We start from the raw sequence: 20,396 nt of genomic DNA on the forward strand, positions 1-20,396 counted from the left end.
TTTTTTCGCTTTCTTCTTATGAATCCAGCTCCCGCGCGGCCGATACGACCGAATCCGCGAGCGCCTTCATGTATTGCGGATCTTCGCCCAGCATGTCGATCCGCTCCAGCCGCATGCCGCGCTCCTGCGCGAAGCGGCGCGCTTCGATGTCGATGTCGTACAGCACCTCGAGGTGCTCCGACACGAAGCCGACCGGCGCGACGAGGGCGTAGCGGACGCCTTCCTGCGCGAGCCGCTCGAGCGACTCGAGAATGTCCGGGCCGAGCCAGCGCTGGCCCGTCTGCCCGGCGCTTTGCCACGTAAACTGCCAGCAGGCGACGCCGGCCGCTTCGGCTACGGCGCGCGACGTCTCCAGCAGCTGCTCCGGGTACGGATCGTTATGCTCCAAAATTTTCTCGGGCAAGCTGTGGGCGCTGAACAGGACAAGCGCGTCGGAGCGGCCTTCGCCAAGCTTCGCGAGCCCCGCTTCGACGCGCTTCGCGAGCGCGGAGATCAGCTCCGGATGAAGATGGTAGCTCTCGACCGACGCGATCCGGATGCCGTGCTTCTGCGCTTCCTCCTTCGCCCGCTTCAGATAGCCGCCGACGCTCATCGACGAATATTGCGGCGTCAGCACGATGGCGACCGCCTCGGTGACGCCGTCCTTGGCCATCGCCGCGACGCCGTCTTCGATAAACGGCGCGGCGTGCTTCAGACCTTGGTAGCATTTGAACCGGCCCGCGCCCGCCTGCTCGTCCAGCGTCCGCTGCAGCGCTTCCACCTGGCGGTTCGTATTTTCCCGCAGCGGGAACACGCCGCCGACGATCGCCCGGTAACGGTTCGTCAAATCTTCCAATTGCTCCGGCGTCGGAGGATGACCTCTGCGAATATGCGTATAATAGGCTTCGACGCCTTCCAGGCTTTCCGGCGTTCCGTAGGACATGACGAGGACGCCGATCGGACGGTTAAGAACGCTCATGACGACACTCCTTCTCTTAGCCGCTTCTCGGAATAGGCATGGACGAATTCCGTCAGCTCGCGCAGCTTGTCGAGCGACGCTTCGGGGAACAGCCCGTGGCCCAGGTTAAAAACGTAGCCTGGCTCCCGCATGCCTTCGTCGAGCAGCCGGCGGGCATGCTCGCGGATGACGTCCATCGGGGCGGTGAGCACGTACGGATCGAGGTTGCCCTGGATCGCGAACTTGCCTTCCGTGCGGCGGCGTCCTTCGGCGATCGGCACCCGCCAGTCGAGCCCGACGACGTCGGCCTTCAGCCCGGTCAGATGCGGCAGCAGCTCTCCCGAGCTGACGCCGGGGAAATAGATTTTCGGAACATCCAGATCCGACAACCGTTCGAAAATCTCCTCCACGTGCGGCAGCACGAATTCCGCGAAATCGTGAGGCGCCAGCGCTCCGACCCAGCTGTCGAACAGCTGAACGGCCTGGGCCCCGGCCCGCACGTGGGCCCGCAAGTAGTCGGCCGCCATCGCGGACAGCTTGCCCATGAGACGGTGCCACACGTCCGGTTCGCCGTACATGAGCGCCTTCGTGTTCATGTAAGACTTGGAAGGGCGCCCTTCCACGATATAGCTCGCGAGCGTGAACGGAGCGCCTCCGAACGTAATGAGCGGAATGTCCAGCTCGCGCCGAAGAATCCGGATCGTCTCCAGCACGTGCGGCAAGTCGCCTTCCACGTCGATCGGCTTCAGTCTGTCGACATCGGCCGCGCTGCGGACGGGATTGTGAATGACCGGCCCCACGTCTTTGACGATATCGAAGTCGATTCCGATCGAAGCAACCGGATTCATAATATCGGAATAAAGAATGGCGGCGTCAACGCCCAGCTTGCGGACGGGCATCATCGTCACTTCGGCGGCCAGCTCGGGCTGGCGGCAAATTTCGAGCAGCGAGTAGTTCTCTTTAATTTTTCGGTAATCGGGGTCATACCGTCCCGCTTGGCGCATGTACCATACCGGCACCCGATCTGTGGGCTCGCCTCGGCAAGCGCGCAAGAATCGGTCGTTCCGCATTGCTATTCGGCCCCTTCGCGACATGAAATTGGGTACTATATGTATTCCATTATGCCCCTTTTGAATGGGACTCACAACCGTAAGGCCCCGGGGGAGTATGACAATAGTTTGACAAACCGCGCCCCGCGCGGGGCGGACCGGTTGACCCGTTATGCTATACTGGAATTCGATTTAACTTATTAGTAAGAGAAGGTGAACGGCATGCAGCGCTGGAAAGTGAACCTGGCGGTGCTATGGTTCGGCAATTTTATGGTCATGGCGGGCATGACGATGATCACGCCGTTTTTGTCGTTATACTTGCAGCAGGATTTGGGCGTCAAGGGCGAGCACGACATCGGCGTCTGGGGCAGCGTTATTTTCTCTGCGAATTTTGTCACTTCGTTCTTTTTCCAACCGTTCTGGGGCAAAATATCCGACCGCTACGGGCGCAAAATGATGCTGCTCCGCTCGGGCTTCGGCATGTCGATCGTCATCGTGCTGATGGGGTTCGCGACGGCGCCTTGGCAGCTCCTTCTGCTGCGCATGGCGAACGGGGTCATCTCCGGCTACTCCCCCGCGGCCGTCGCGCTCATATCGGCGACGACGCCCAAGGAGAAGACGGGCTTCGCCATGGGCACGCTTCAATCCGGCGCGACCGCCGGCTCGATTCTGGGACCGCTCATCGGCGGCGTCATGGCGGATACGTTCGGCTTCCGGCCCATTTTCTACATTACCGGGTCGCTTCTGTTCCTGGCTTCGGTGCTGTCGTGGATCATGGTCAAAGAAACGTTCGACCGCCAGGCTGCAGCGAAAAAGCCGCAGGTCGGCATGCTCGCGGGGTTCGGCCGGCTCGTCCGCATTCCCCAGCTTCCGGCGCTGTTCTCGGTCACGTTCCTCATTCAGTTCGCGATGCTCAGCCCGATGGCGTTCATTCCGCTCTATGTGCAGCAGCTGCACGGCACGACCGTCAATCTCGCGTTCTGGTCCGGCCTGATCGGCTCGGTGACCGGCTTCTCCAACATGATCTCCGCGCCGCTGCTCGGCAAGCTGAGCGACAAGATCGGCTCGACGCGCATTCTGATCGCATCGCTGCTCGGCGCCGGCATCATGTTCATTCCGCAGGCGTTCGTCACGAACGTGCCGCAGCTGCTCGTCTGCCGCTTCCTGCTCGGCTGCTTCGTCGGCGGCCTCATTCCGTCGGTCAACTCGCTCATCCGACGCTACACGCCCGACGGCAGCGAGAGCCGGGCGTTCGGCTTCAACAGCAGCTCGCTCGCGCTCGGCAACATGATCGGCCCCGTTGCCGGCGGAGCGTTGGCCGGCTTCATCGGCATCGAAGGGCTGTTCCTCGTCTCCGCCGCCTTCATGCTGGCCAACTCGGCCTGGACGTACCGCACGCTGCTGCGTCCCGGCAAGCGCGCGGTCCGCTCGCAAGCTGAGCCGAAGGGATAGGCCCCTCTCCTTTCACTTCACCATCGCGAGCGCCAGCCCGTCGTAGGAGGGAAGGTGGGCGGCGAGCAGCCGGGGATCCCGCGCCATCGCCCGGTTGAAATCGCGCATCGCCCGGACGGCCGGTCCCTGCTTCTCCGGATTGAGCGTCCGGCCCCGAAGCAGCGTATTGTCGGCGGCAACGATCGCCCCCGGGTTGGCCAGCCGGATCGCATATTCGAGATAGACCGGATAGTTCTCCTTGTCCGCGTCGATAAAAAAGAAATCGAACCGCCGCCCTTCCCTTTCCAGCCTCTCCAGACTGGAGACGGCGTCGCCGACGATCATCTCGGCGCGGTCGGCGAAGCCGGCCGCGGCCAAATTGGCGGAAGCGAGCTCCGCATAGTCGGGCTTTAGCTCGAGCGACGTGAGCCGGCCTTCGCCGGGCGGCAAGCCCCGGGCCAGACAGATGCCGCTGTACCCGGCCAGGGCGCCGATCTCGAGCAGGCTCCGCGCCCGGGTTGCGGCCACGAGCAGCGTCAGCAGCCTGCCGTAGCCCGGAGCGACCGAAATGTCGGGCATGCCCCGCTCCCGGATCGAGACGGTCACCCGCTCCAATTCGGGGTCGTCTTCGAACAAGGAGTCGAAGTACGCCTCCGGCTCCGCCGGAAGCCCCGCCTCAAGCACACCCGCTCCCGCATCCCCCTCCACGTTCGCTTTCCCAGCCGCCCTTTCCTCCGCGCCCGGGTTCCCTCTTCCCATATTCATCCGCTCTTCAACGTTCCCGCTCAATTCGATCGCATCCTCTCTGTCTCCGCGCGCAACCGCGGATTGCTCGCTTTCTCCATTGTAGCCGATCCGCCCGCTCCGATGCGATCCCCCGTTGTCCGCCGGCCAAGCCGGATGGTTCTTCCGTTTGAAATCACGCTTGTGTTCGCGCTATACTAATTTTTGTTTACAATTTGATTACAAATGGATGTGACCTCATCGATGATGTCCCAACTGCAAACCGCCGCGCGCAAGGGCGTACGGCTCTCGCTGGAAGGTCTCCGCTATTGGCCGTACTGGGGCGCCATGCTCCTCATCGCGTCCATGCTTTATAAATTGAATTGGCTTGACGGCCAACTGAACGTCGGAGGCATGAACCATTGGAAGTGGACGGTCAACCTAGGCGCGATGGTGCTCGCGACGTTCTGGACCGTCTGGCTCGGCCGGCGGACGCGGGCGGTCGTGCTGGCGGTGATTCACCTGCTGTTTTCCTTCATCATTTTCGCCGATCTGATCTATTTCCGCTATTTCAAGGATTTCATCTCCGTTCCGGTGCTGATGCAGGCCGGCCAGGTAGGCGAGCTCGAAGACAGCATCTGGAATTTGATTCAGGCGAAGGACTGGATTCTGTTCGCCGACGTGCCCGTCGGGATCGCCCTGGCGGTATGGACGTGCATTCGCCTGCGGCGGTCGCGCGACGAGCGGTTCGCGTACCGTCCGTCCCGTCGTCTCTTCGGCCGAACGTTCTGGATTCGCCTCTTGCTCGGAGCCGCGCTGTTCACGTCCGGGTTTTACATGATCGCCGTTCCCGTGAACGTCCAGAAGAACGGTTGGGCGAGCGGCCTGTTCGTAGGCAACTGGTGGAACATCCCGATTTACAACGTTACCGGGCTGTTCGGCTTCCACGGATACGACACGTACCGCTACGCGAAGGAGCACTGGTTCGGCAGCGGACCGACGGAGGAGCAGATCCAGGAGGCTTCCGATTGGTTCGCGGAACGCGGCCAGCTCCAGAAGCAGGCGGAATCGGAGCCGATGTTCGGCGCCTATAAAGGTAAGAATGTGCTCATCATCCAGGCGGAGGCGTTCCAGCAATTCGTCATCGGCCAATCGGTGAACGGACAGGAGATTACGCCCAACCTGAACAAGCTGATCGGCCAAAGCATGTACTTCCCGAACTTTTACCATATGACTTCGCAAGGGCGGACGTCCGACGCGGACTTCCTGACCAGCTGCTCGCTGCATCCGATGCCGACGGGCTCGGTCTTCATCCGTTTCGCGGATCATCAGTTCGACTGCCTCCCTTCGATTCTGAACGGGCAAGGCTACGACACGACGGTGCACCACGCCTACGACGGCAGCTTCTGGAACCGGACCAACATGTACCGCAACATGGAGTATGCGAAGTTTTATACGATCAAGGATTATACGAACGACGAGCCGCTCGGCTGGTCGCTGGGGGACAAATCGTTTTTCCGCCAGACGGTGGAGCAGTTGAAGGAACGGGGAAAAACGCCGTTCTACGCGATGGCGATCACCATCTCCAGCCATCATCCGTTCAATCTGCCGGCTTCGGCGACGGAATTCGATTCGGGGCCGTTCGCCGGCACGACGTTCGGCGACTACCTTGAGGCGGCCCACTACGTCGACGCCGCGGTCGGCGAGCTCGTGCAGGATTTGAAGGACGCAGGGCTGTGGGACGACACCATTCTGATGTTCTACGGCGACCACGACAATTCGCTGTACGACATGAAGACGTACGAGCAGTTCTACGGCCGCAGCCTGACCGATCTGGAGAAGGACGCCATCGTGCGGAAGGTGCCGTTCTTCATCCACTTCCCGAACGACGAGCACGCCGGTACGAACGACAAAGCCGTCGGGCAGATCGACACGACCCCCACCGTGCTGCAGCTGCTCGGCATCCCGGCGGAAGACTACAAGCTGATGGGCGTCAGCATGGTGTCCGAAGCGCAAAGTCCCGTCGTCTTCCGCAACGGCGGCTATACCGACGGGAAAACCTACTACGTCCCGTCTAACGACGGCATTGTCGACAACGGCACTTGCTATGCGCTGCCGGACGGGAACAAGACGGACATCTCCGCGTGCAAGGCCGGAGCCGAGGCGGCGAAGAAGGAGCTGGAAATTTCCGACCGCGTCGTCGAGCACGATCTCGTGCCGAAGCTCAGGCAGGAAGAACAATAAAACGTGGCGGATTCCACGGATTCCGCCGATAGATTTGACGGCACCGCGAACGGTCGATCGTTCGGGTGCCTTTCTTTTTTTTCCGGAACCAGGCAACTTCTCCCTGTCGTTTATCGTCGTTTCTTTAAGAAAAATTAAAAAGGATTGCTAGAATATCTGCTATAATTAATACTCGCATGGTATAAAGCGCCAGGCCTGACCCCCGCCACACCGCAAAGAGAAAGAGGGACGACATGTTATTTAATTCTTACCCGTTTTTATTCCTTTTCCTGCCGATCACGGCCATCGTTTATTTTTTGCTTCTCCGATTCCGATGGATCGTCGCGGCCAAAACCTGGCTCGCGATCGCCTCGTTGTTCTTCTACGGGTACTGGAACATCAAGTACGTTCCGCTTATTCTCGCTTCCATCGTCTTCAACTATTTGATGGGCAGATGGCTCGCCGCCTGGTCCGACCGAAGCGTCCGCCAGCGCCGGACGGTGCTGATCGCCGGTCTGACCGTCGATGTATTGCTGCTTGGCTACTATAAATATGCCAACTTCTTCCTGCAGACGCTGGGCGATTTGGACGGGCACCACTACTCCCTGCTCCAGATCGTGCTGCCGCTCGGCATCAGCTTTTTTACATTTACGCAAATCGCGTTTCTCGTCGACGCTTACAAAGGCAAGGCCAAGGAATTCAACTTCATCAGCTATACGCTGTTCGTGACGTTTTTCCCGCACTTGATCGCGGGGCCGATCTTGCATCATAGCGAGATGATGCCCCAGTTCGACCGTTTGCGCAACAAAATCTGGAATTGGCCCAATGCGGCGAGAGGCATCTTCCTGCTCTGCGTCGGGCTGTTCAAGAAGGTCGTCATCGCCGATACGTTCGCCATTCACGCCAACTACGGCTTCGACAAGGCGACGGCTTTCACCGATTCCTGGATCGCCGCGCTCTCGTACACGTTCCAGCTCTACTTCGACTTCAGCGGCTACACCGACATGGCGATCGGCATCGCCCTCCTGTTCAACATCCGCCTGCCGCAAAACTTCAACTCGCCGTACAAGGCGCTCAGCATCACCGATTTCTGGAGACGCTGGCATATGACGCTGAGCCGCTTTCTGAGGGATTATATTTACATCCCGCTCGGAGGCAACCGAAGAGGCTTCGCCATCGCCAACCGCAACCTGATCATCACGTTCCTCATCGGCGGCTTGTGGCACGGCGCGGGCTGGACGTTCATTCTCTGGGGCGCCCTGCACGGCGTCGGACAAGCGATTCAGCGCGTCTGGACCCGGCGCGGCCATCCGCTGCCGAAGTGGCTCGCCTGGCTCGTGACGTTCCTGTTCATCAACATTACGTGGGTGTTCTTCCGCGCGGACGACTGGAAGCAGGCGTTCCGCCTGATCAAAGGGATGGTCGGCATGAACGGAATCGGCCTGGGGCTGCTTGGCGACTACGTCGCGCCGATCCTGCTGATTGTCGTGTTCCTGCCGTTCGTGCTTATTTTCAAAAACTCGTCCGAGCAGGAAGCCCGCCTCAAGCCCAACTGGAAGGTGGCGCTCGGGTGCGCCGTCATGTTCGTCGTCTCCTTGCTTTATTTGAACCGGATCAGCACGTTTCTCTACTTTAATTTCTAGAAAGGCGGTGTTCCCGCATGTCCGCAATGTCCGATACCTCCCCCCGTTACGCGCGAACCCCGTCCTTGAAGAAGCGCTCCAGACGAATGGCCGGCTGGTTCGTCCTGTTCTCCGTCGCCGCCGCGGCCGCGCTCGTTGCGACGACGTACATATTGGATCCGCTGCAATTTTACCGCAAAGCGTCCTGGTACACGCCGCGCTTCTCGCCGGAAGAGCGGTACCAGAACCCGGGTCTGGCCAGAAACTGGGACTACGACACGATCATCATCGGCACTTCCATGACTGAAAACTTCCTTCCGTCGGTCGTGAGCAAGGCGCTGGGCGGCAACGTCATGAAGCTGTCCATCGAAGGTTCGACCGCGGATGAGCATAACAAAATGGCGCAAGTCGCGCTGCGCACAGGCAAAGTCAAGCGGGTGCTGTGGGGGCTCGATTACTTCTCGCTGAAATCGAATTCGGCGGACAGCAGCTCCAAGTTTCCGGATTACCTGTACGACAACAGCATTTGGAACGATTATCCTTATTTGTTCAACTATTCGGTGTTCGAGCAGTTTTTCACGAGCCTCAAGGCGAACCTTCAGAATCTGAAGCCGCAGAACCTGGAATATTTGTACAACTGGAACCGGATGGTGACGTTCGGCAAGAACAAAGTCGCCGTCTCATACGCCAAGGCCAATCTGGAGGAAGTGTATTTCGGCCTCAACGAAGAGAGCCTTGACGTCGTGCAGCAAAGCTTCAACGACAACATCCTGTCGCTCGTCAAAGCTTACCCCGACGTCGAATTCGACTTCTACTATCCGCCGTACAGCGTGCTGCGGCAAGTCGTCTGGTACAACACGAACCCGGCCCGGTTCGAAAATCAGCTGCAGATGCGCAAATGGATGTACGAGCAATTCGCTGCGCTGCCGAACGTCAAGCTGTACGACTTCCAGGCCGAAGAGGATTGGACGTACGACCTCGATCTGTACAAGGACTTGTCCCACCACAAGCAGGACGTCAACACCTGGATCGCCGAGGCGATCGGCAGCGATGACGCCAAGTACCGGGTGACGGACGACAATATCGATTCGTTCAACAAGCAGCTGGAGGAGGACGCGCAGACGGCCGTTTTGAACGCGGACAACGAAGCGGTCCGCTTCAAGGTCACGCTGGACGGCCAAACGGTCGCCTTCGCGAACCGCGTGCTGGCCGATGGAGGGGATGAGCTTCTCGTGCCGGTCAAGCAGGCCGCCGCGGAGCTGAAAGCCGATTTGCAGTGGGATCAGGCGACCAAGACGATGGTGCTGTCGCTGAACGGCCGTCAGCTCCGGATGACCGTGGACATCGCGGAAGCGAAGACCGGCGGCGAGAGCGCGACGGCCAAGTATGCCCCCCGGCTTGTGAACGGAACGACGCTCGTGCCGATCGGGTTCGTAGCCGGCCAGCTCGGCTTGTCGGCAGAGCTTACGCAGTCGGACGACGGAATTCCGCTGCTGGAGATCAAGCGGCAAGCCTAATCGGCACAAAAGCGAAAGCCCCGGTAAGCGCGCGAATGGCGCCGGCCGGGGCTTTCTTTGACGATTCAACGTTTATAAACCGGACGGAATTACGTCTTCAAATATTTGCGCGCCTTCTCGACGGCCTCGTCCTCGGTTGCGGCCGTCACGTAGCGGCCGTTCACGAACACGAAGGCATATCGCTGGCAAGGTCCGCAATAAGACTTGCAACCGACCTTGATTTCCGTTCCGGGAGCGGCCGCCTGCAGCTTGCCGACCAGCGTCTTGACGCGAATGTGCCGGCATTTGTCGCAAATTCGGATATCGTTGGCGGGGCGGACCGCTGCCGAAGCTCGTTGTTCAGTGCTCGCCATGGTTGCCTTTCGACGGATTGGTAATGACGAAGCCTTCTTGCGGAAAATACAAGTAATCGATAATAATTCCGTCCAGCATGTCTTCTCCCGATTTGAGCAGCACATCAATGCCTTTGTCGGTGGAGACGACGACGTCGTCTTCCTTCGGCGTGTCCAGATCCAGACCGTAGTGGGCATGATCGCCATGGCTATGCGTTACGAAAGCGCGAAGTTTCAATTCGGCGTTCTCGGGCTTGTCCAATTCGACGCGCAGCACCTTGGCCGCGTTGCGGGTAATTTTGCATTTCATAATGGCTGTCGCTCCTGTCCTTATGATCGGTCGGGCCGCGTAGGCGGTTCGGCGCGTATGAGTTCTCGCTCTATTGTAATGCGGCGCCGCCCGGCGCGCAAGACCGTCCCGACATCCGTCCCGACATCCGTCCCGGCATCGCCAGGCCCTTGACCCTTATTCGTGGGGCCGCAGGCCGTATTTGCGCTCCATCCGGCCGGCGAACCAGCCCGCCGCCCCCAGCGTAACGGCGAGGTCGTCGACGGGAACGAACGGCATGAAGTCCGGCAGCACCCAGTAGAGCACGACCGGCACGATAAACCAAAGCTTGTCCGCCGTAGAAACCCGGGAGGAGCGCAAAATTCTCCATACCCGGGAAGGCAGACGAGACCAAAGCCGGACCCAAGATCCCCAAGAACGCCGGGCCATAAAGGCTCCCTCCCTCGCGTCTGTCAATTCGCCGCACTCCACAGTGTACCCTATCGGGACCGGAACGAATCACTCCGTCCATTCCATCGCTTCCGCCAGCAAGGCAAGCGTCTCCGGATACACGTCCGCCATCGCATCCGGCGGCAGCGGATTGCGGCCCCAGCCCGCCTCCACCGTAAATCCCGGCCGGCGGAACCGGGCGATGAACCAATCCTTGAAGCCCGCGTCGCTGCCCTCCAGCCGGACGGGCCGATAGCCGGACGCTCTGCCGAGCGCTTCGGCCCAAGCCCGGGATTGCGGGGGCTCCAGCCCCCGGTAATTCCAATAAATTTCCTCCCCTTGCGTATGGAAAGCGATCGCCGCGTGGAAGTCCGTCTCCTCCGTAAAATCGGCAAGCGCGCGCGCTTCCGGTTCGGACAGCGGAGACGGCCCCGGGTAATCCCGCGGACCCGGAGCGGTAACGCCCCTGCGTTTTTTCTCTTCTTCCCAGTAGGCCGGAAACTGGTCGTTCAAGTCGACCCCGCGAATGTTGGCCTTCCATCGCCGGAACCGGGTCGAGCCGTTGTTCCATTTCAGCAAATCCTTGTAGCAAGGGTTGTCCGGCGCGATCCCCTCGATCGCCAGGTCGACGCCGTCCGGGTTGACCATGGGCACGACCCACAGCGTGCAGCGCCGGTACAAGCCGGCAGCCGGCTTGCCGTGGATGGCGCCGTGCCGTTTGCACGCCTTGGCGTAATCCTCCAGGAAGCGCATTAAAGCGAGGGACGTGATCCATTCGTTGGCGTGAACGGCCCCGTTCGCCTGCAGCCGGAAAGGGCCTTCGCCGATGCGAATCGCGTAGATCGGCTTGCCCAGGACGCTCTGTCCGATCGCGACGGCCGTCAGAAACGGATATTCCCGCTTCAGCCGGTCGATGTCGAGGGCAAGCCGCGCGGAGCCGTATTCGGCGTCCGAGCGGACGATGCGGTCCTGACCCGCGGCCGGCAACTCGATCCATTGCCCTTCCTCCGGCTGGACCGACGAAGAGGCGCGATTCAGCTCGCGCAGCCTGACTTCCGAGCAGCCCGCCTTCGCCGCGATCGATTCCCACGTATCGCCCGGCTGGACCGAGTAACGGCGAGGCAGACGGACGGGCACCTGAAGCATCTCGCCGGGGATAAGCGGTTCGCTCTCCATCCATTGCGGATTCGCCGCAAGCAGAGAGCCATAGGAAATGCCGAATTGCGAAGCGATTCGTCTGGGCGTATCTCCCGGCTTCACAATATACGTGACAGTGTTCAACGTTATCCCTCCCCATCTCATCGGTCTTTCACGATATATGAGACGGACGCCGGCAAAATGCCATCCAACCGGCGGCTTCGGCCGGGAGGATGGCATGGGAGCGTTCGGAGCGAAGAGGGACGGGCGGTCGGGCGCCTAGGCGCCGATATTCGGCACTTGCCAGACGACGGGAGTCAGGCGGATTTGTTCGCCCAGCCACGATTGGGCGATCTCCTGAAACTTCTTCGAATCCCCGCTGCAAAAAAACTGATGCACCGGTACTTCGTCGCTGCCGGCGAGCAAATTGTTCTCATGAAGGATCGTGCTGATTTCCCTTGCCGTCTCGTCGGCCGAGCTGATCAGCGTCACGCTCGGCCCCATCACTTCCGAGATCGTCTCCGTCAAGAACGGATAATGGGTGCAGCCGAGAATGAGGCAGTCGATCGGGCTTCGCTTGAGCGGCGCCAGCGAGCGGGCCACCGTCTCGTACGTGACGGAAGAGCGGAAATTGCCGGCTTCGACAAGAGGAACGAATTGCGGACAAGCTCTGCTTACGACGTCGATGTGCGGAGACAGTCTCCGCAACGCTTGTTCGTATGCGCCGCTCTTGATGGTGCCCTCCGTTCCGATGACGCCGATGTGGCCGGATTTCGTGCGGCCGATGGCGGCACGCGCTCCGGGGTTGATCACGCCGACGACGGGAATGCGGACGCGGCTGCGAATGTCTTCGAGCGCGACCGCAGTGGCGGTATTGCAGGCGATGACGATCATCTTCGGCTGATATTGGGCCAAATAATCGACAATTTCGCGGGTGAACCGAATGATTTCTTCAGCGGGACGAGGACCGTATGGAGTGCGTGCGGTGTCGCCGAAATACAAAATTTTCTCCCGGGGCAACTGACGCATCACTTCTTTGACGACGGTCAGGCCTCCTACACCGGAGTCCAGGAGTGCGATCGCTTGTTGCACGAAAACACCGCTTTCTTCATGTAAAGTGTGTCGGAACATGATACATTATGAGACCTTTTTGCAAAAGGTACCTACATCTTAGCCTATATGCGGACGAGGTTCAAGCGCGCCAAGAAGCCGCCCGGCGGGAGCGGGCGGCTTGCTGTCGTCGGAAATTCCTCGTTCGCGGACTCTGCTGTTCGCTTAAAGCGCTGCGGATTCGTCGGAGAGGTCGGACCCTTCCGATTCGTCCGGCTTCTCTTTCTTGCCCAGCTTCGAGCGGATGTCGGAAGCCCAGTCGCTCGAGCGTTTGACGATCGTTTGCGCCGTCGATCCGGCTTTCCGCCCGATTTCCGCCGTCTTCTCGCCTACGGTATGCGCCGTGTCCGCAATGTCCTTGCGCAGCTCGCTTCCTTTCTTCGGAGCGAACAGCAGGGCGGTTACCGCGCCGGTAACGGCGCCTGTGAGCGTTCCCCACAGGAACGATTTTACCACTTTTTTCTCGGCCATCTTCGCGTTCTCCTTCCGATTTCCACTTTGTTCCGAACGGCTGCGCCGTTCACCGAATCTCTTCCGCACTGTCGCCCGATCGGAAGGAAGCGTGCGATGCGTTCGCGACGCGGCGGCGCCAGGCGTTCCACAGATAGGCGCCTATTTCCGTCCAATCCAGCCCATCTTCCAGGCGGCGCGTCTGTCTGTCTGCCGCTTCGGCCAGCAAGCCGCTCACTCGCTCCGTCCATTGAACGAAGGCGCTTGCCGCCGCCCGCGCTCCGGTTTGCGCGGCCTCGCCGAGCGCCCGCCCCCCTTCCGCGAGCGCCTCGAAGCCTTTCAGGCTCGAGCGGCACACTTCCGCCAATACGGACGCCTCCTGCCCCAGCCGCCGCCACTGCTGCAGCGTCGCTTCCGCTTCGCGGTCGAGCCGCGCGAACGCGTCGTTCCACCGGCGCAGCAAGCGGCGAACAGCAACGGCGGCGGCTGCAAGCGAGAGGAGCACCGCCACGCCGACGGCGATGACGATGTAAGCCGCCAACTCCCATGCCATGCAACGCACCTCCTTTCTTCCTTCCGTTATCGGTGCAACCGGGACATCGGCCCATGCGGTTAATGTAGTATAAGAACAATGGGCTCGTCTTGACACAGCGGACAGGGGGATAAAGTTTCGCGCCGTTCGCCGGGCTGGCCTAGCGCGCTTTAAGCCCTTTTTTTGTGAGCCATCCCATTATCCCCTTCATTCAGAAAATCGGCTTGCCTGAGGGAGTCGAAGAACTGCAGAACGGAGGACAAAATGGAAATCGGGAAGCCTGTAGGCGATTGGAAACTCCGGAGTCTCTTGGAAAAGTTGAAGGCGCTTGGAGCCACCGGACAAGCTGCGAAGAACTAAGCGACGCAAAGACCCGGATGTTGCATGAGGCACGAGGAGAACCTCCGAAGATGCTCGGAGGCTCTTCACGAGGCTAGCCGAAACAACGGGCTCACCGTAACCGACGGCCCCCGAATCTGAACGAAAGGGATAATGGGATGCCCCCGAGAAATGGAGATATTCGCCCGGTCGGAACTGGTAAAAAAAGGCTCCTCGTCTGCGGACGAAGAGCCTGTCTTCACGTTCGGATTCAGTTGGATTTGGGCCGGATAGCGTACGTGCAGCGCATGCCGCCTTCAGCGAGACACTCCGTTCGCTCCACGTCGGCGTCCAGCAAATCCCGGAACAGCCCCTGCTCGCAATGGCAGGCTTGCCGGTAGCGATCCGCCACCTGCGCGATCGGGCAGTTGCGCTCGTGCAGCGTGTAGCCGCCGTCCTCCGCCGGCTCCCAATCGGCCATGTAGCCGCCGGCGTTCTGAATGGACGCCAGCTCCGCGACACGCTCCTCCAGCGATTTGCGCTCCATCCGCTCGCGGTATTTGGCCTCCAGCTTCTCGCGGCGCCCGTTAAACAGCCTGTCGATCATCTCCGTACCGCCGCTTTGCTCTTCCAATTCGCCGAGAAGCTCGAGCGTCAGATGCGGATAATTTTTCGGAAACAAATCGTCGGCCAGCTTCGTCAACGAATACCGGTACGACGGACGCCCCATTGCCTGGCGGTACAGCTCGGACTGGACGAATCCGTCCCGCTCCAGCGTATGAATATGGCGGCGGACGCCCATCTCGGTGATGCCAAGCGCCTTGGCCAGCTCGACAATGCTGCAGTCGCCATGGGTTTTCAGCAAGTGAATCAGTTGACGGCGGGTCGTGCCTTCTTCCTGCGGCAACATTGGCATCCCTCCTCTCAGGCGTACGCCTTGCAGCGTGTGACGCCGAACTTTCGGTTGGTCCTTTTATTTTACCGGAAGTTCGACAAGGAGTAAATTTATTTATGCAACCAAAAAGTATGCAAAGTCCTCCGCGCAGCTTTTAGCCTTGCAATCCAATAAAAAAAGCAAGATCGCCCATTAAAGGGACTATCTTGCTTCCCAAGGATCCAGCTCTTCGCGCAAGTAGTTCCGCACGTCCGAAGCGAAGCCCGTCAGCAGCTCCGGCATCTCCGCAGCCAGCGGATGGAGCTGCCCGCGCGGCCAGCTGTCGTATTCCTGCACGAGCGGCTTGCGCAGGGAGACGAGCCGGCGAAGCGCCTCCGCCCGCTCCGGCGGGATGACGCCTTCTCCGGCGATAATGTCGACGATGTCCTCGTAGCTGCTCGCATCGCGCATCATGAAACCGTCGATCAGATAGCTGCCGACGTCCGTCACGATTTCCAGCGCCAGATGCAGCACGCGCTCCTGCGCCAGCCCTTCGAGCGGCGTTCCCCTCCAGTCGGCGGCCAGCTTGCCGGCGGCCTCCGCGAGATCGGGAATGCAATCCAGCCGGCTCTCGATGCCTTTCCGGTTCACGTAATACATCGCTCAACCTCCGCCGTCCCGGCGTTTGCGCCTGTTTTTGCGCTTCAGCCAGATGACCATGATGATGGCGCTAATAATGATGACCAGCAAATAGGTCATCATCTCGTACAGATCTCCTGCACCCGAGTCGGTCGAATTCACGGCACTCTCCCTTTCAGCTTTCGTAATCGACGCTGACCGAAGCTTCCCGAACCTCGTTCATATGCTCGATCACTTTCTTGTGCTCGGGATGCACCTGATAAGCCTGCAGTCCGTCCATGTCGGCGAAAGTGGCCGTCAAGGCGATGTCGTAGGAACGCTCCGAGTGAAGCACGTCCTTCCCGACTTCGATGGACAGCAGCTCCGGAATTTTGCCTTCGAGATTGCGCAGCACTTGCGCGGTACGCTCCACGCTCTCCGGGCTCCGGTCTTTCAATTTGAACAGCACGATATGGGTAATCATTTCGTCTTCTCTCCTTTATCCAATTAGGGAAATGGATCGGCTCCGCATGAGGCCGACCGGCTACACGCATACTATAGGCAAAAAAAGGCGTCCATTCGCGGAAGGGAGACTATCTTGCGCTACCGAGTCACCTTGGCCTGTACGCTGATCGGCGTGGCGCTCTGTCTGTTCAATGCCACCGGCTACGATCCGCACAACCTCTTCCTCTCCATGTTCAGCGTTCCGATGTGGTTTGTGGAACTGTTCGGGGACATTCACCAAGTGAACGTCTGGTTCATGTATGTGCTGACCGTACTCAGCTGGGCGCTCATCGGGTACTTGTCCGATTTGGCCATCGCCCGCACCCAATCGAGAAGATCGGCATAACGCATATTTGCAAAAAAGGAGCCGGCAGGCTCCTTTTTCTCGGCATATTACTCGACGATCACTTTGGCGATCATTTGGCCGTGGCCCTGTCCGCACATGATCGAGCAGTGAAGCTCGTAGGTTCCCGGTTTGTCGAACGTATACTCCTGCCGCGGGTTGTCTTTGGTCAAGTTGATTCCAAGCTCGTCGATCTCGGCGCCGTGGTTGCCGAGCTTGTTCGAGAAGCTGAGAACGTACGGAGTACCCGCTTTCACGTGATATTCCGTCTGGTCGAAACTGAAGCTGGTTGCGGTAATTTTCAGAAGCTCCGTACCTTCCGCCAATTTCTCTTCCTTCGGCCTCTCGGGCAGCCCTTGCGCGAGCAAATATACGCCGAACAAGCATGCGACTACGATCAAGACAGGCATGATCCACTTGTACATTGATGCTCCCCCTGCTTCCTTCGAATGTCTACCTCTTATATTACCTAAAATCCCCGTTTAATCTCAACTGTTCCAGCGGGAAGAGCGTCAACTTTTTTTCACATTTGACAAAATGATGAACACGAAGCCATTCGTTCACTTCCCGTCGGCAGGATCGTCCGGCGAAGAGTCGCCGGATTGCCCGCTTTCGCGCGATCGCGCAATTTTTGAACCGTTCTTGCGCTGCCGATCCGGCAAGAGCAGCCCCATCCGTCCGTAATTTTCCATAATCGCCAACTCTTCCGTCTTCGCAACCTCTCGCACATCCTATCTTCCCACAACAAGCTAAAAAAAAGCCGAACGCCTGACGCCGATTTCGGCATTTCTTCAGGAAACATTCAGCGTGCGTTCAAGTTCGGCTAAGGTTCGGGCGCCATAATGAAGCCAGTCGACTCGACAGCGAAAGGAAGGATTCCGATGGCAAGCAGCAAATGGACCAAATGGATCGTCGGCTTGTCGGGCGCCGCCCTCTTCTCCGGCTTCATCGGTTATATATCGACGGAAGGCGGCCCGTCCGACGGCCACAACGGCAGCTACTCGACGGACAACGGCGGCTTCGACCTGCGCGGCAACGGAGGCGGCTTCTCCGGCTCGTTCGGAGCCGATTCCGGACAGGACTCGTTCGGCGGCCGCATGCGCACAAGGGCATCTTGAGCGACATCATTCGCAGGCAGGGAGGAGGACGGATATGCATACGTTTCGCGCGATGAATACGCAATTTTCAACGATCGGATTGCCTCGGGCATCCCAAGCGAAGGCCGAGTCGTGGTTTGCCTTCGTGGAGAGAAATTTGAGCCGGTTTCGGCCGGGCAGCGAACTTTCGGCGCTGAACCGCTCGCAAGGCCGCCCTTTTATGGCTTCGGCCCTGCTGTTCCAGGCGCTGGCCGGCGCCCAGCGCTATTACGAGGAGACGGGCGGCTTGTTCCACCCTTATCTTGGCAAAGTGCTCGCGTCGCTTGGCTATTCGGACAGCTTCGAGAAGCTGTCCTCCGGTGAAGCCGCCCACGGCGTTCCCGACGCCGAACCGGCGGCGCCGATGCCCATCTGCGAAGAAGCGCCCGCCACGCTGAACCCAGGCATGATGACCGTCGTGCTTCAAGAAGGATACGCGGTCGATCTGGGCGGCTTCGCCAAAGGATGGAGCGCCGACCAGTTGTCGGGCATGCTGCGCAGGGAAGGGATTCGGATCGGGGCGATCGACGCGGGGGGCGACATCGTCTTGTGGGGCGTTCCGGACAAAGGATGGGAGATCGCCGTCGCCAATCCGTTCAAGCCCGAGGAGGACCTGCTGTCGCTGCGGATCGGCCGGCCGGCCGGGATCGCGACGAGCAGCTCGCAGAAGAGGCGCTGGACCGACGAGTTCGGACGGGAGCGCCATCATCTGATCGATCCGCGCCGGTTGGCGCCGGCGGATAGCGGACTGGTGCAGGCGACGGTCATCGCTCCGACGCTGACCGAAGCGGAAGTGTACGCCAAGTGCTTGCTGCTGCTCGGTGAAGAGAAGGGTGTGCCGTGGCTGAGGGAAAAGCGTCCCGATTACGCCTACTTTGCCGTACGCCGGGACGGATCGGTGCTGCGAAGCGACACTCTGGAGCGTTACGGCTCGGAAGAGGGTGACGGCTATGCACGCGCTATCTGACTGGCTGACGGTGTGGGCGACGACGCGCGCCGCCGGCATGACCTCTTATCTGCTGCTGTTCGCGTCGACGGTCGCCGGCTTGCTTACGAGCGGCCGCCTGGCCGGCAAAAAAAGAAAAGCCGCCCTCCTCGCCGCGCATCAGTGGACAGGCTGGTTCGGCTTCCTGTTCGGGGCGCTACACGGCATGGTGCTTGTGTTCGACCGATACGTCGGCTACTCGCCGTTCGAGCTGCTCGTCCCGTTCGCTTCCGACGATCACCGGCTGCTGACCGGTCTCGGCACTTTGACGTTCTACATCTCCGCCCTGCTCATTCTGAGCTCGGACCTGATAAAGCAATGGGGAAAGAGGGTCTGGCGCGCCATTCATTTTCTCGCGTTCGCCGGCTTCGGGATGGCGCTTCTGCACGGGTTCGCGCTCGGTACGGACACGAGGGACGGCGGGGTCAAGACGCTGTATATCGTTACGGGAATCGTCGTCGCCGGGCTGACCGTCTACCGGATCTACGACTCCCGACGGCAGCGGCAAGCGCAAACGGTCGCCTACATTCCGCCGGCCCCGCATCCGGCCCGGATGGAGCGATTCCGGTAGGCGGGCCGGCGGTATCCGCAAACAACGAGATCGTCCTCGGATCTTCGACCATGATCGTCAGCAGCTAGCGGATAATTTGTCTATACAGCGCGTCCACGAGGTCGTCGTCCTTCGCCTTCCCGCTATTCACGTTATCCCAGTATTTCGCGTTCTCCCCGTCACTCCCGCGCCGTCGCTGCAAATCCGTTGTATCGGAGCCAGGAAGCGCAAGCGTCGGTCCATCCCTTGACATGATCGTCGTCTTCTGCGAGGCCCATCCCGTGCCGACCGTGGGCGTACACATGAAGGTCGAAAAGCACACCCTTTTCGCGTAAAGCCGAGGCAAACCGCAAGCTGTTCTCCACCGGAACCGCCCCGTCGTCGGACGTATGCCAGAGGAACGTCGGCGGCGTATCGGCTGTCACCTGCCGCTCGTTGCTTAACAGCTCCACAAGATTCGGGTCCGGCTCGGCGCCGAGCAGATTCAGACGGGACCCTTCGTGCGTGTGCGAATCGAGCATCGTAATGACGGGATAGCAAAGGATCAGCAGATCGGGCCGGCTGGAGCGGCGTTCGATTTCGTCTTCCGCCTCCGGCCTTCCGGCGTCGAAATGCGTCCCGGCCGTCGCCGCGAGATGCCCTCCTGCCGAGAAGCCGAGGATGCCGATCCGATTCGGATCGATCCCGTACCGTTCGGCTTCATGCCTAACGGTGCGTATCGCCCGTTGCGCATCGAGCAGCGCGCACGGATAACCGTACGGAGCTACGCGATAGCGCAGCACAAAAGCCGAAACGCCGATCGAATTCAGCCAGCGGGCGATCGGTTCGCCCTCATGATCGGCCCGCATGCCGTAGCCCCCGCCGGGGAAAACGATAACGGCGGCATGACCGCTTCCCTCCAATAAATAGGGAATGAGGGCGGGACGATCCTCATCCGTCGTGCCGTTTGCTAAGGGTGCTCCTTCAGGCCACAATAAACGCTCCATTCGATAAATCTCCCTCGCTCGAATAGTAGACTCGCCTTTGCCATCTTAACATGATTTTCCGCCCGGCGGGTACGAAAATGACAGCGAATTTTCCACCCGGCCATGCACTAAAGCGTATCCTTCTTTTTCGAAACTCCGTCCCACTATCCCCTCGATTCAGGCTTCTCGCTCGGCGCGTCCCTCTCTTTTACTGACTCGTCCCATTATCCCCTTCCTTCAGGGCCTCCCCCCGGCGGGTGTCTCGTTTCCCCTGACCCCTCCCATTATCCCTTTCGATCAGTCTGGTGTCTTCATTCGCCTC

25 protein-coding genes are annotated in these 20,396 nt (G+C 60.0%); 8 read left to right on the forward strand and 17 right to left on the reverse strand.

What is annotated here, in order from left to right:
• Positions 1 to 16: 16 nt before the first annotated feature.
• Positions 17 to 958 (reverse strand): ferrochelatase, encoded by a 942-nt coding sequence (gene hemH, locus G485_RS0102735; RefSeq protein ID WP_027091271.1) that lies wholly within the window; start codon positions 956 to 958, stop codon positions 17 to 19.
• The gene (gene hemE / locus G485_RS0102740; protein WP_027091272.1) at positions 955 to 2,007 is read right to left on the reverse strand and encodes a uroporphyrinogen decarboxylase; all 1,053 of its coding nucleotides are present in this window, start codon (positions 2,005 to 2,007) and stop codon (positions 955 to 957) included. Before hemE ends, hemH begins: the two co-directional genes overlap by 4 nt.
• A gap of 201 nt (positions 2,008 to 2,208) precedes the next feature.
• Between hemE and G485_RS0102745 the strand changes: the two genes are divergently transcribed.
• Positions 2,209 to 3,438 (forward strand): MFS transporter, encoded by a 1,230-nt coding sequence (locus G485_RS0102745; protein WP_027091273.1) that lies wholly within the window; start codon positions 2,209 to 2,211, stop codon positions 3,436 to 3,438.
• Between the two features lie 12 nt (positions 3,439 to 3,450).
• Here G485_RS0102745 and G485_RS0102750 read toward each other — a convergent pair whose 3' ends face one another.
• Positions 3,451 to 4,206 carry an O-methyltransferase gene (locus tag G485_RS0102750; protein ID WP_240489041.1) on the reverse strand — a complete coding sequence of 252 codons (756 nt, stop codon included), beginning with the start codon at positions 4,204 to 4,206 and terminating at the stop codon, positions 3,451 to 3,453.
• Positions 4,207 to 4,404: 198 nt separating this feature from the next.
• Here G485_RS0102750 and G485_RS0102755 point away from each other — a divergent pair, with 198 nt between their 5' ends.
• The 3 genes from G485_RS0102755 to G485_RS0102765 all read left to right on the forward strand — a co-directional run bounded on the left by G485_RS0102755 (position 4,405) and on the right by G485_RS0102765 (position 9,502).
• Positions 4,405 to 6,384 (forward strand): LTA synthase family protein, encoded by a 1,980-nt coding sequence (locus tag G485_RS0102755; RefSeq protein ID WP_027091275.1) that lies wholly within the window; start codon positions 4,405 to 4,407, stop codon positions 6,382 to 6,384.
• Positions 6,385 to 6,617: 233 nt separating this feature from the next.
• Positions 6,618 to 8,006, forward strand: a complete 1,389-nt coding sequence (locus tag G485_RS0102760) for an MBOAT family O-acyltransferase (protein WP_027091276.1) — start codon at positions 6,618 to 6,620, stop codon at positions 8,004 to 8,006.
• A 17-nt stretch (positions 8,007 to 8,023) separates the two neighbouring features.
• Positions 8,024 to 9,502, forward strand: coding sequence for a copper amine oxidase N-terminal domain-containing protein (locus G485_RS0102765; RefSeq protein WP_084423070.1), 1,479 nt, complete (start codon positions 8,024 to 8,026; stop codon positions 9,500 to 9,502).
• 89 nt (positions 9,503 to 9,591) lie between these two features.
• Here G485_RS0102765 and G485_RS0102770 read toward each other — a convergent pair whose 3' ends face one another.
• The 11 genes from G485_RS0102770 to G485_RS0102825 form a co-directional block, all read right to left on the reverse strand.
• Entirely contained in the window at positions 9,592 to 9,855 is a 264-nt protein-coding gene (locus G485_RS0102770; RefSeq protein ID WP_051317962.1) for a YuzB family protein, read from the reverse strand.
• A complete protein-coding gene (locus G485_RS0102775; RefSeq protein WP_027091279.1) occupies positions 9,842 to 10,144 on the reverse strand; it encodes a heme biosynthesis protein HemY in 303 nt (100 codons plus the stop codon). Before G485_RS0102775 ends, G485_RS0102770 begins: the two co-directional genes overlap by 14 nt.
• A gap of 156 nt (positions 10,145 to 10,300) precedes the next feature.
• The gene (locus G485_RS0102780) at positions 10,301 to 10,552 is read right to left on the reverse strand and encodes a hypothetical protein (RefSeq protein WP_027091280.1); all 252 of its coding nucleotides are present in this window, start codon (positions 10,550 to 10,552) and stop codon (positions 10,301 to 10,303) included.
• Positions 10,553 to 10,621: 69 nt separating this feature from the next.
• A complete protein-coding gene (locus tag G485_RS0102785) occupies positions 10,622 to 11,833 on the reverse strand; it encodes a M14 family metallopeptidase (protein ID WP_027091281.1) in 1,212 nt (403 codons plus the stop codon).
• Between the two features lie 135 nt (positions 11,834 to 11,968).
• Positions 11,969 to 12,781: a glutamate racemase gene (gene racE / locus G485_RS0102790; RefSeq protein ID WP_027091282.1), complete on the reverse strand. Its 813-nt coding sequence runs from the start codon at positions 12,779 to 12,781 to the stop codon at positions 11,969 to 11,971.
• A 183-nt stretch (positions 12,782 to 12,964) separates the two neighbouring features.
• Entirely contained in the window at positions 12,965 to 13,270 is a 306-nt protein-coding gene (locus G485_RS24860; protein WP_035154384.1) for a YtxH domain-containing protein, read from the reverse strand.
• Positions 13,271 to 13,319: 49 nt separating this feature from the next.
• Positions 13,320 to 13,802: a hypothetical protein gene (locus tag G485_RS0102800; RefSeq protein ID WP_027091283.1), complete on the reverse strand. Its 483-nt coding sequence runs from the start codon at positions 13,800 to 13,802 to the stop codon at positions 13,320 to 13,322.
• Between the two features lie 568 nt (positions 13,803 to 14,370).
• Positions 14,371 to 15,009 (reverse strand): helix-turn-helix transcriptional regulator, encoded by a 639-nt coding sequence (locus tag G485_RS0102810; RefSeq protein ID WP_027091284.1) that lies wholly within the window; start codon positions 15,007 to 15,009, stop codon positions 14,371 to 14,373.
• Between the two features lie 186 nt (positions 15,010 to 15,195).
• Complete coding sequence (locus G485_RS0102815) at positions 15,196 to 15,633, reverse strand: DUF86 domain-containing protein (protein WP_027091285.1); 438 nt, start codon at positions 15,631 to 15,633, stop codon at positions 15,196 to 15,198.
• A 3-nt stretch (positions 15,634 to 15,636) separates the two neighbouring features.
• Positions 15,637 to 15,774 (reverse strand): hypothetical protein, encoded by a 138-nt coding sequence (locus tag G485_RS29670; protein WP_156922060.1) that lies wholly within the window; start codon positions 15,772 to 15,774, stop codon positions 15,637 to 15,639.
• 13 nt (positions 15,775 to 15,787) lie between these two features.
• Positions 15,788 to 16,075: a Dabb family protein gene (locus tag G485_RS0102825; protein ID WP_027091286.1), complete on the reverse strand. Its 288-nt coding sequence runs from the start codon at positions 16,073 to 16,075 to the stop codon at positions 15,788 to 15,790.
• Positions 16,076 to 16,189: 114 nt separating this feature from the next.
• On the opposite strand from G485_RS0102825, the gene G485_RS0102830 reads away from it, so the two are divergent.
• Complete coding sequence (locus G485_RS0102830) at positions 16,190 to 16,441, forward strand: hypothetical protein (RefSeq protein ID WP_027091287.1); 252 nt, start codon at positions 16,190 to 16,192, stop codon at positions 16,439 to 16,441.
• A 47-nt stretch (positions 16,442 to 16,488) separates the two neighbouring features.
• Here G485_RS0102830 and G485_RS0102835 read toward each other — a convergent pair whose 3' ends face one another.
• Both G485_RS0102835 and G485_RS29675 read right to left on the reverse strand, forming a co-directional pair.
• Complete coding sequence (locus G485_RS0102835; RefSeq protein WP_027091288.1) at positions 16,489 to 16,863, reverse strand: cupredoxin domain-containing protein; 375 nt, start codon at positions 16,861 to 16,863, stop codon at positions 16,489 to 16,491.
• A 135-nt stretch (positions 16,864 to 16,998) separates the two neighbouring features.
• On the reverse strand, positions 16,999 to 17,166 hold the full coding sequence (locus G485_RS29675; RefSeq protein WP_156922062.1) for a hypothetical protein: 168 nt from the start codon (positions 17,164 to 17,166) through the stop codon (positions 16,999 to 17,001).
• A gap of 153 nt (positions 17,167 to 17,319) precedes the next feature.
• Here G485_RS29675 and G485_RS0102845 point away from each other — a divergent pair, with 153 nt between their 5' ends.
• From G485_RS0102845 to G485_RS24870, 3 genes are read left to right on the forward strand one after another with little or no spacing between them, the layout of a single operon-like run.
• Complete coding sequence (locus G485_RS0102845) at positions 17,320 to 17,556, forward strand: hypothetical protein (protein ID WP_027091289.1); 237 nt, start codon at positions 17,320 to 17,322, stop codon at positions 17,554 to 17,556.
• Positions 17,557 to 17,590: 34 nt separating this feature from the next.
• Positions 17,591 to 18,541 (forward strand): FAD:protein FMN transferase, encoded by a 951-nt coding sequence (locus G485_RS24865; protein ID WP_051317964.1) that lies wholly within the window; start codon positions 17,591 to 17,593, stop codon positions 18,539 to 18,541.
• Positions 18,525 to 19,130: a ferric reductase-like transmembrane domain-containing protein gene (locus G485_RS24870; protein ID WP_051317965.1), complete on the forward strand. Its 606-nt coding sequence runs from the start codon at positions 18,525 to 18,527 to the stop codon at positions 19,128 to 19,130. Before G485_RS24865 ends, G485_RS24870 begins: the two co-directional genes overlap by 17 nt.
• A gap of 158 nt (positions 19,131 to 19,288) precedes the next feature.
• Here the strand turns inward: G485_RS24870 and G485_RS0102860 are convergent, their stop codons facing one another.
• Positions 19,289 to 20,095, reverse strand: a complete 807-nt coding sequence (locus tag G485_RS0102860) for an alpha/beta hydrolase (RefSeq protein WP_027091290.1) — start codon at positions 20,093 to 20,095, stop codon at positions 19,289 to 19,291.
• Positions 20,096 to 20,396 lie beyond the last annotated feature (301 nt).

The organism is Cohnella thermotolerans DSM 17683 (assembly GCF_000429825.1).
Taxonomy (GTDB): Bacteria; Bacillota; Bacilli; order Paenibacillales; family Paenibacillaceae; genus Cohnella; species Cohnella thermotolerans.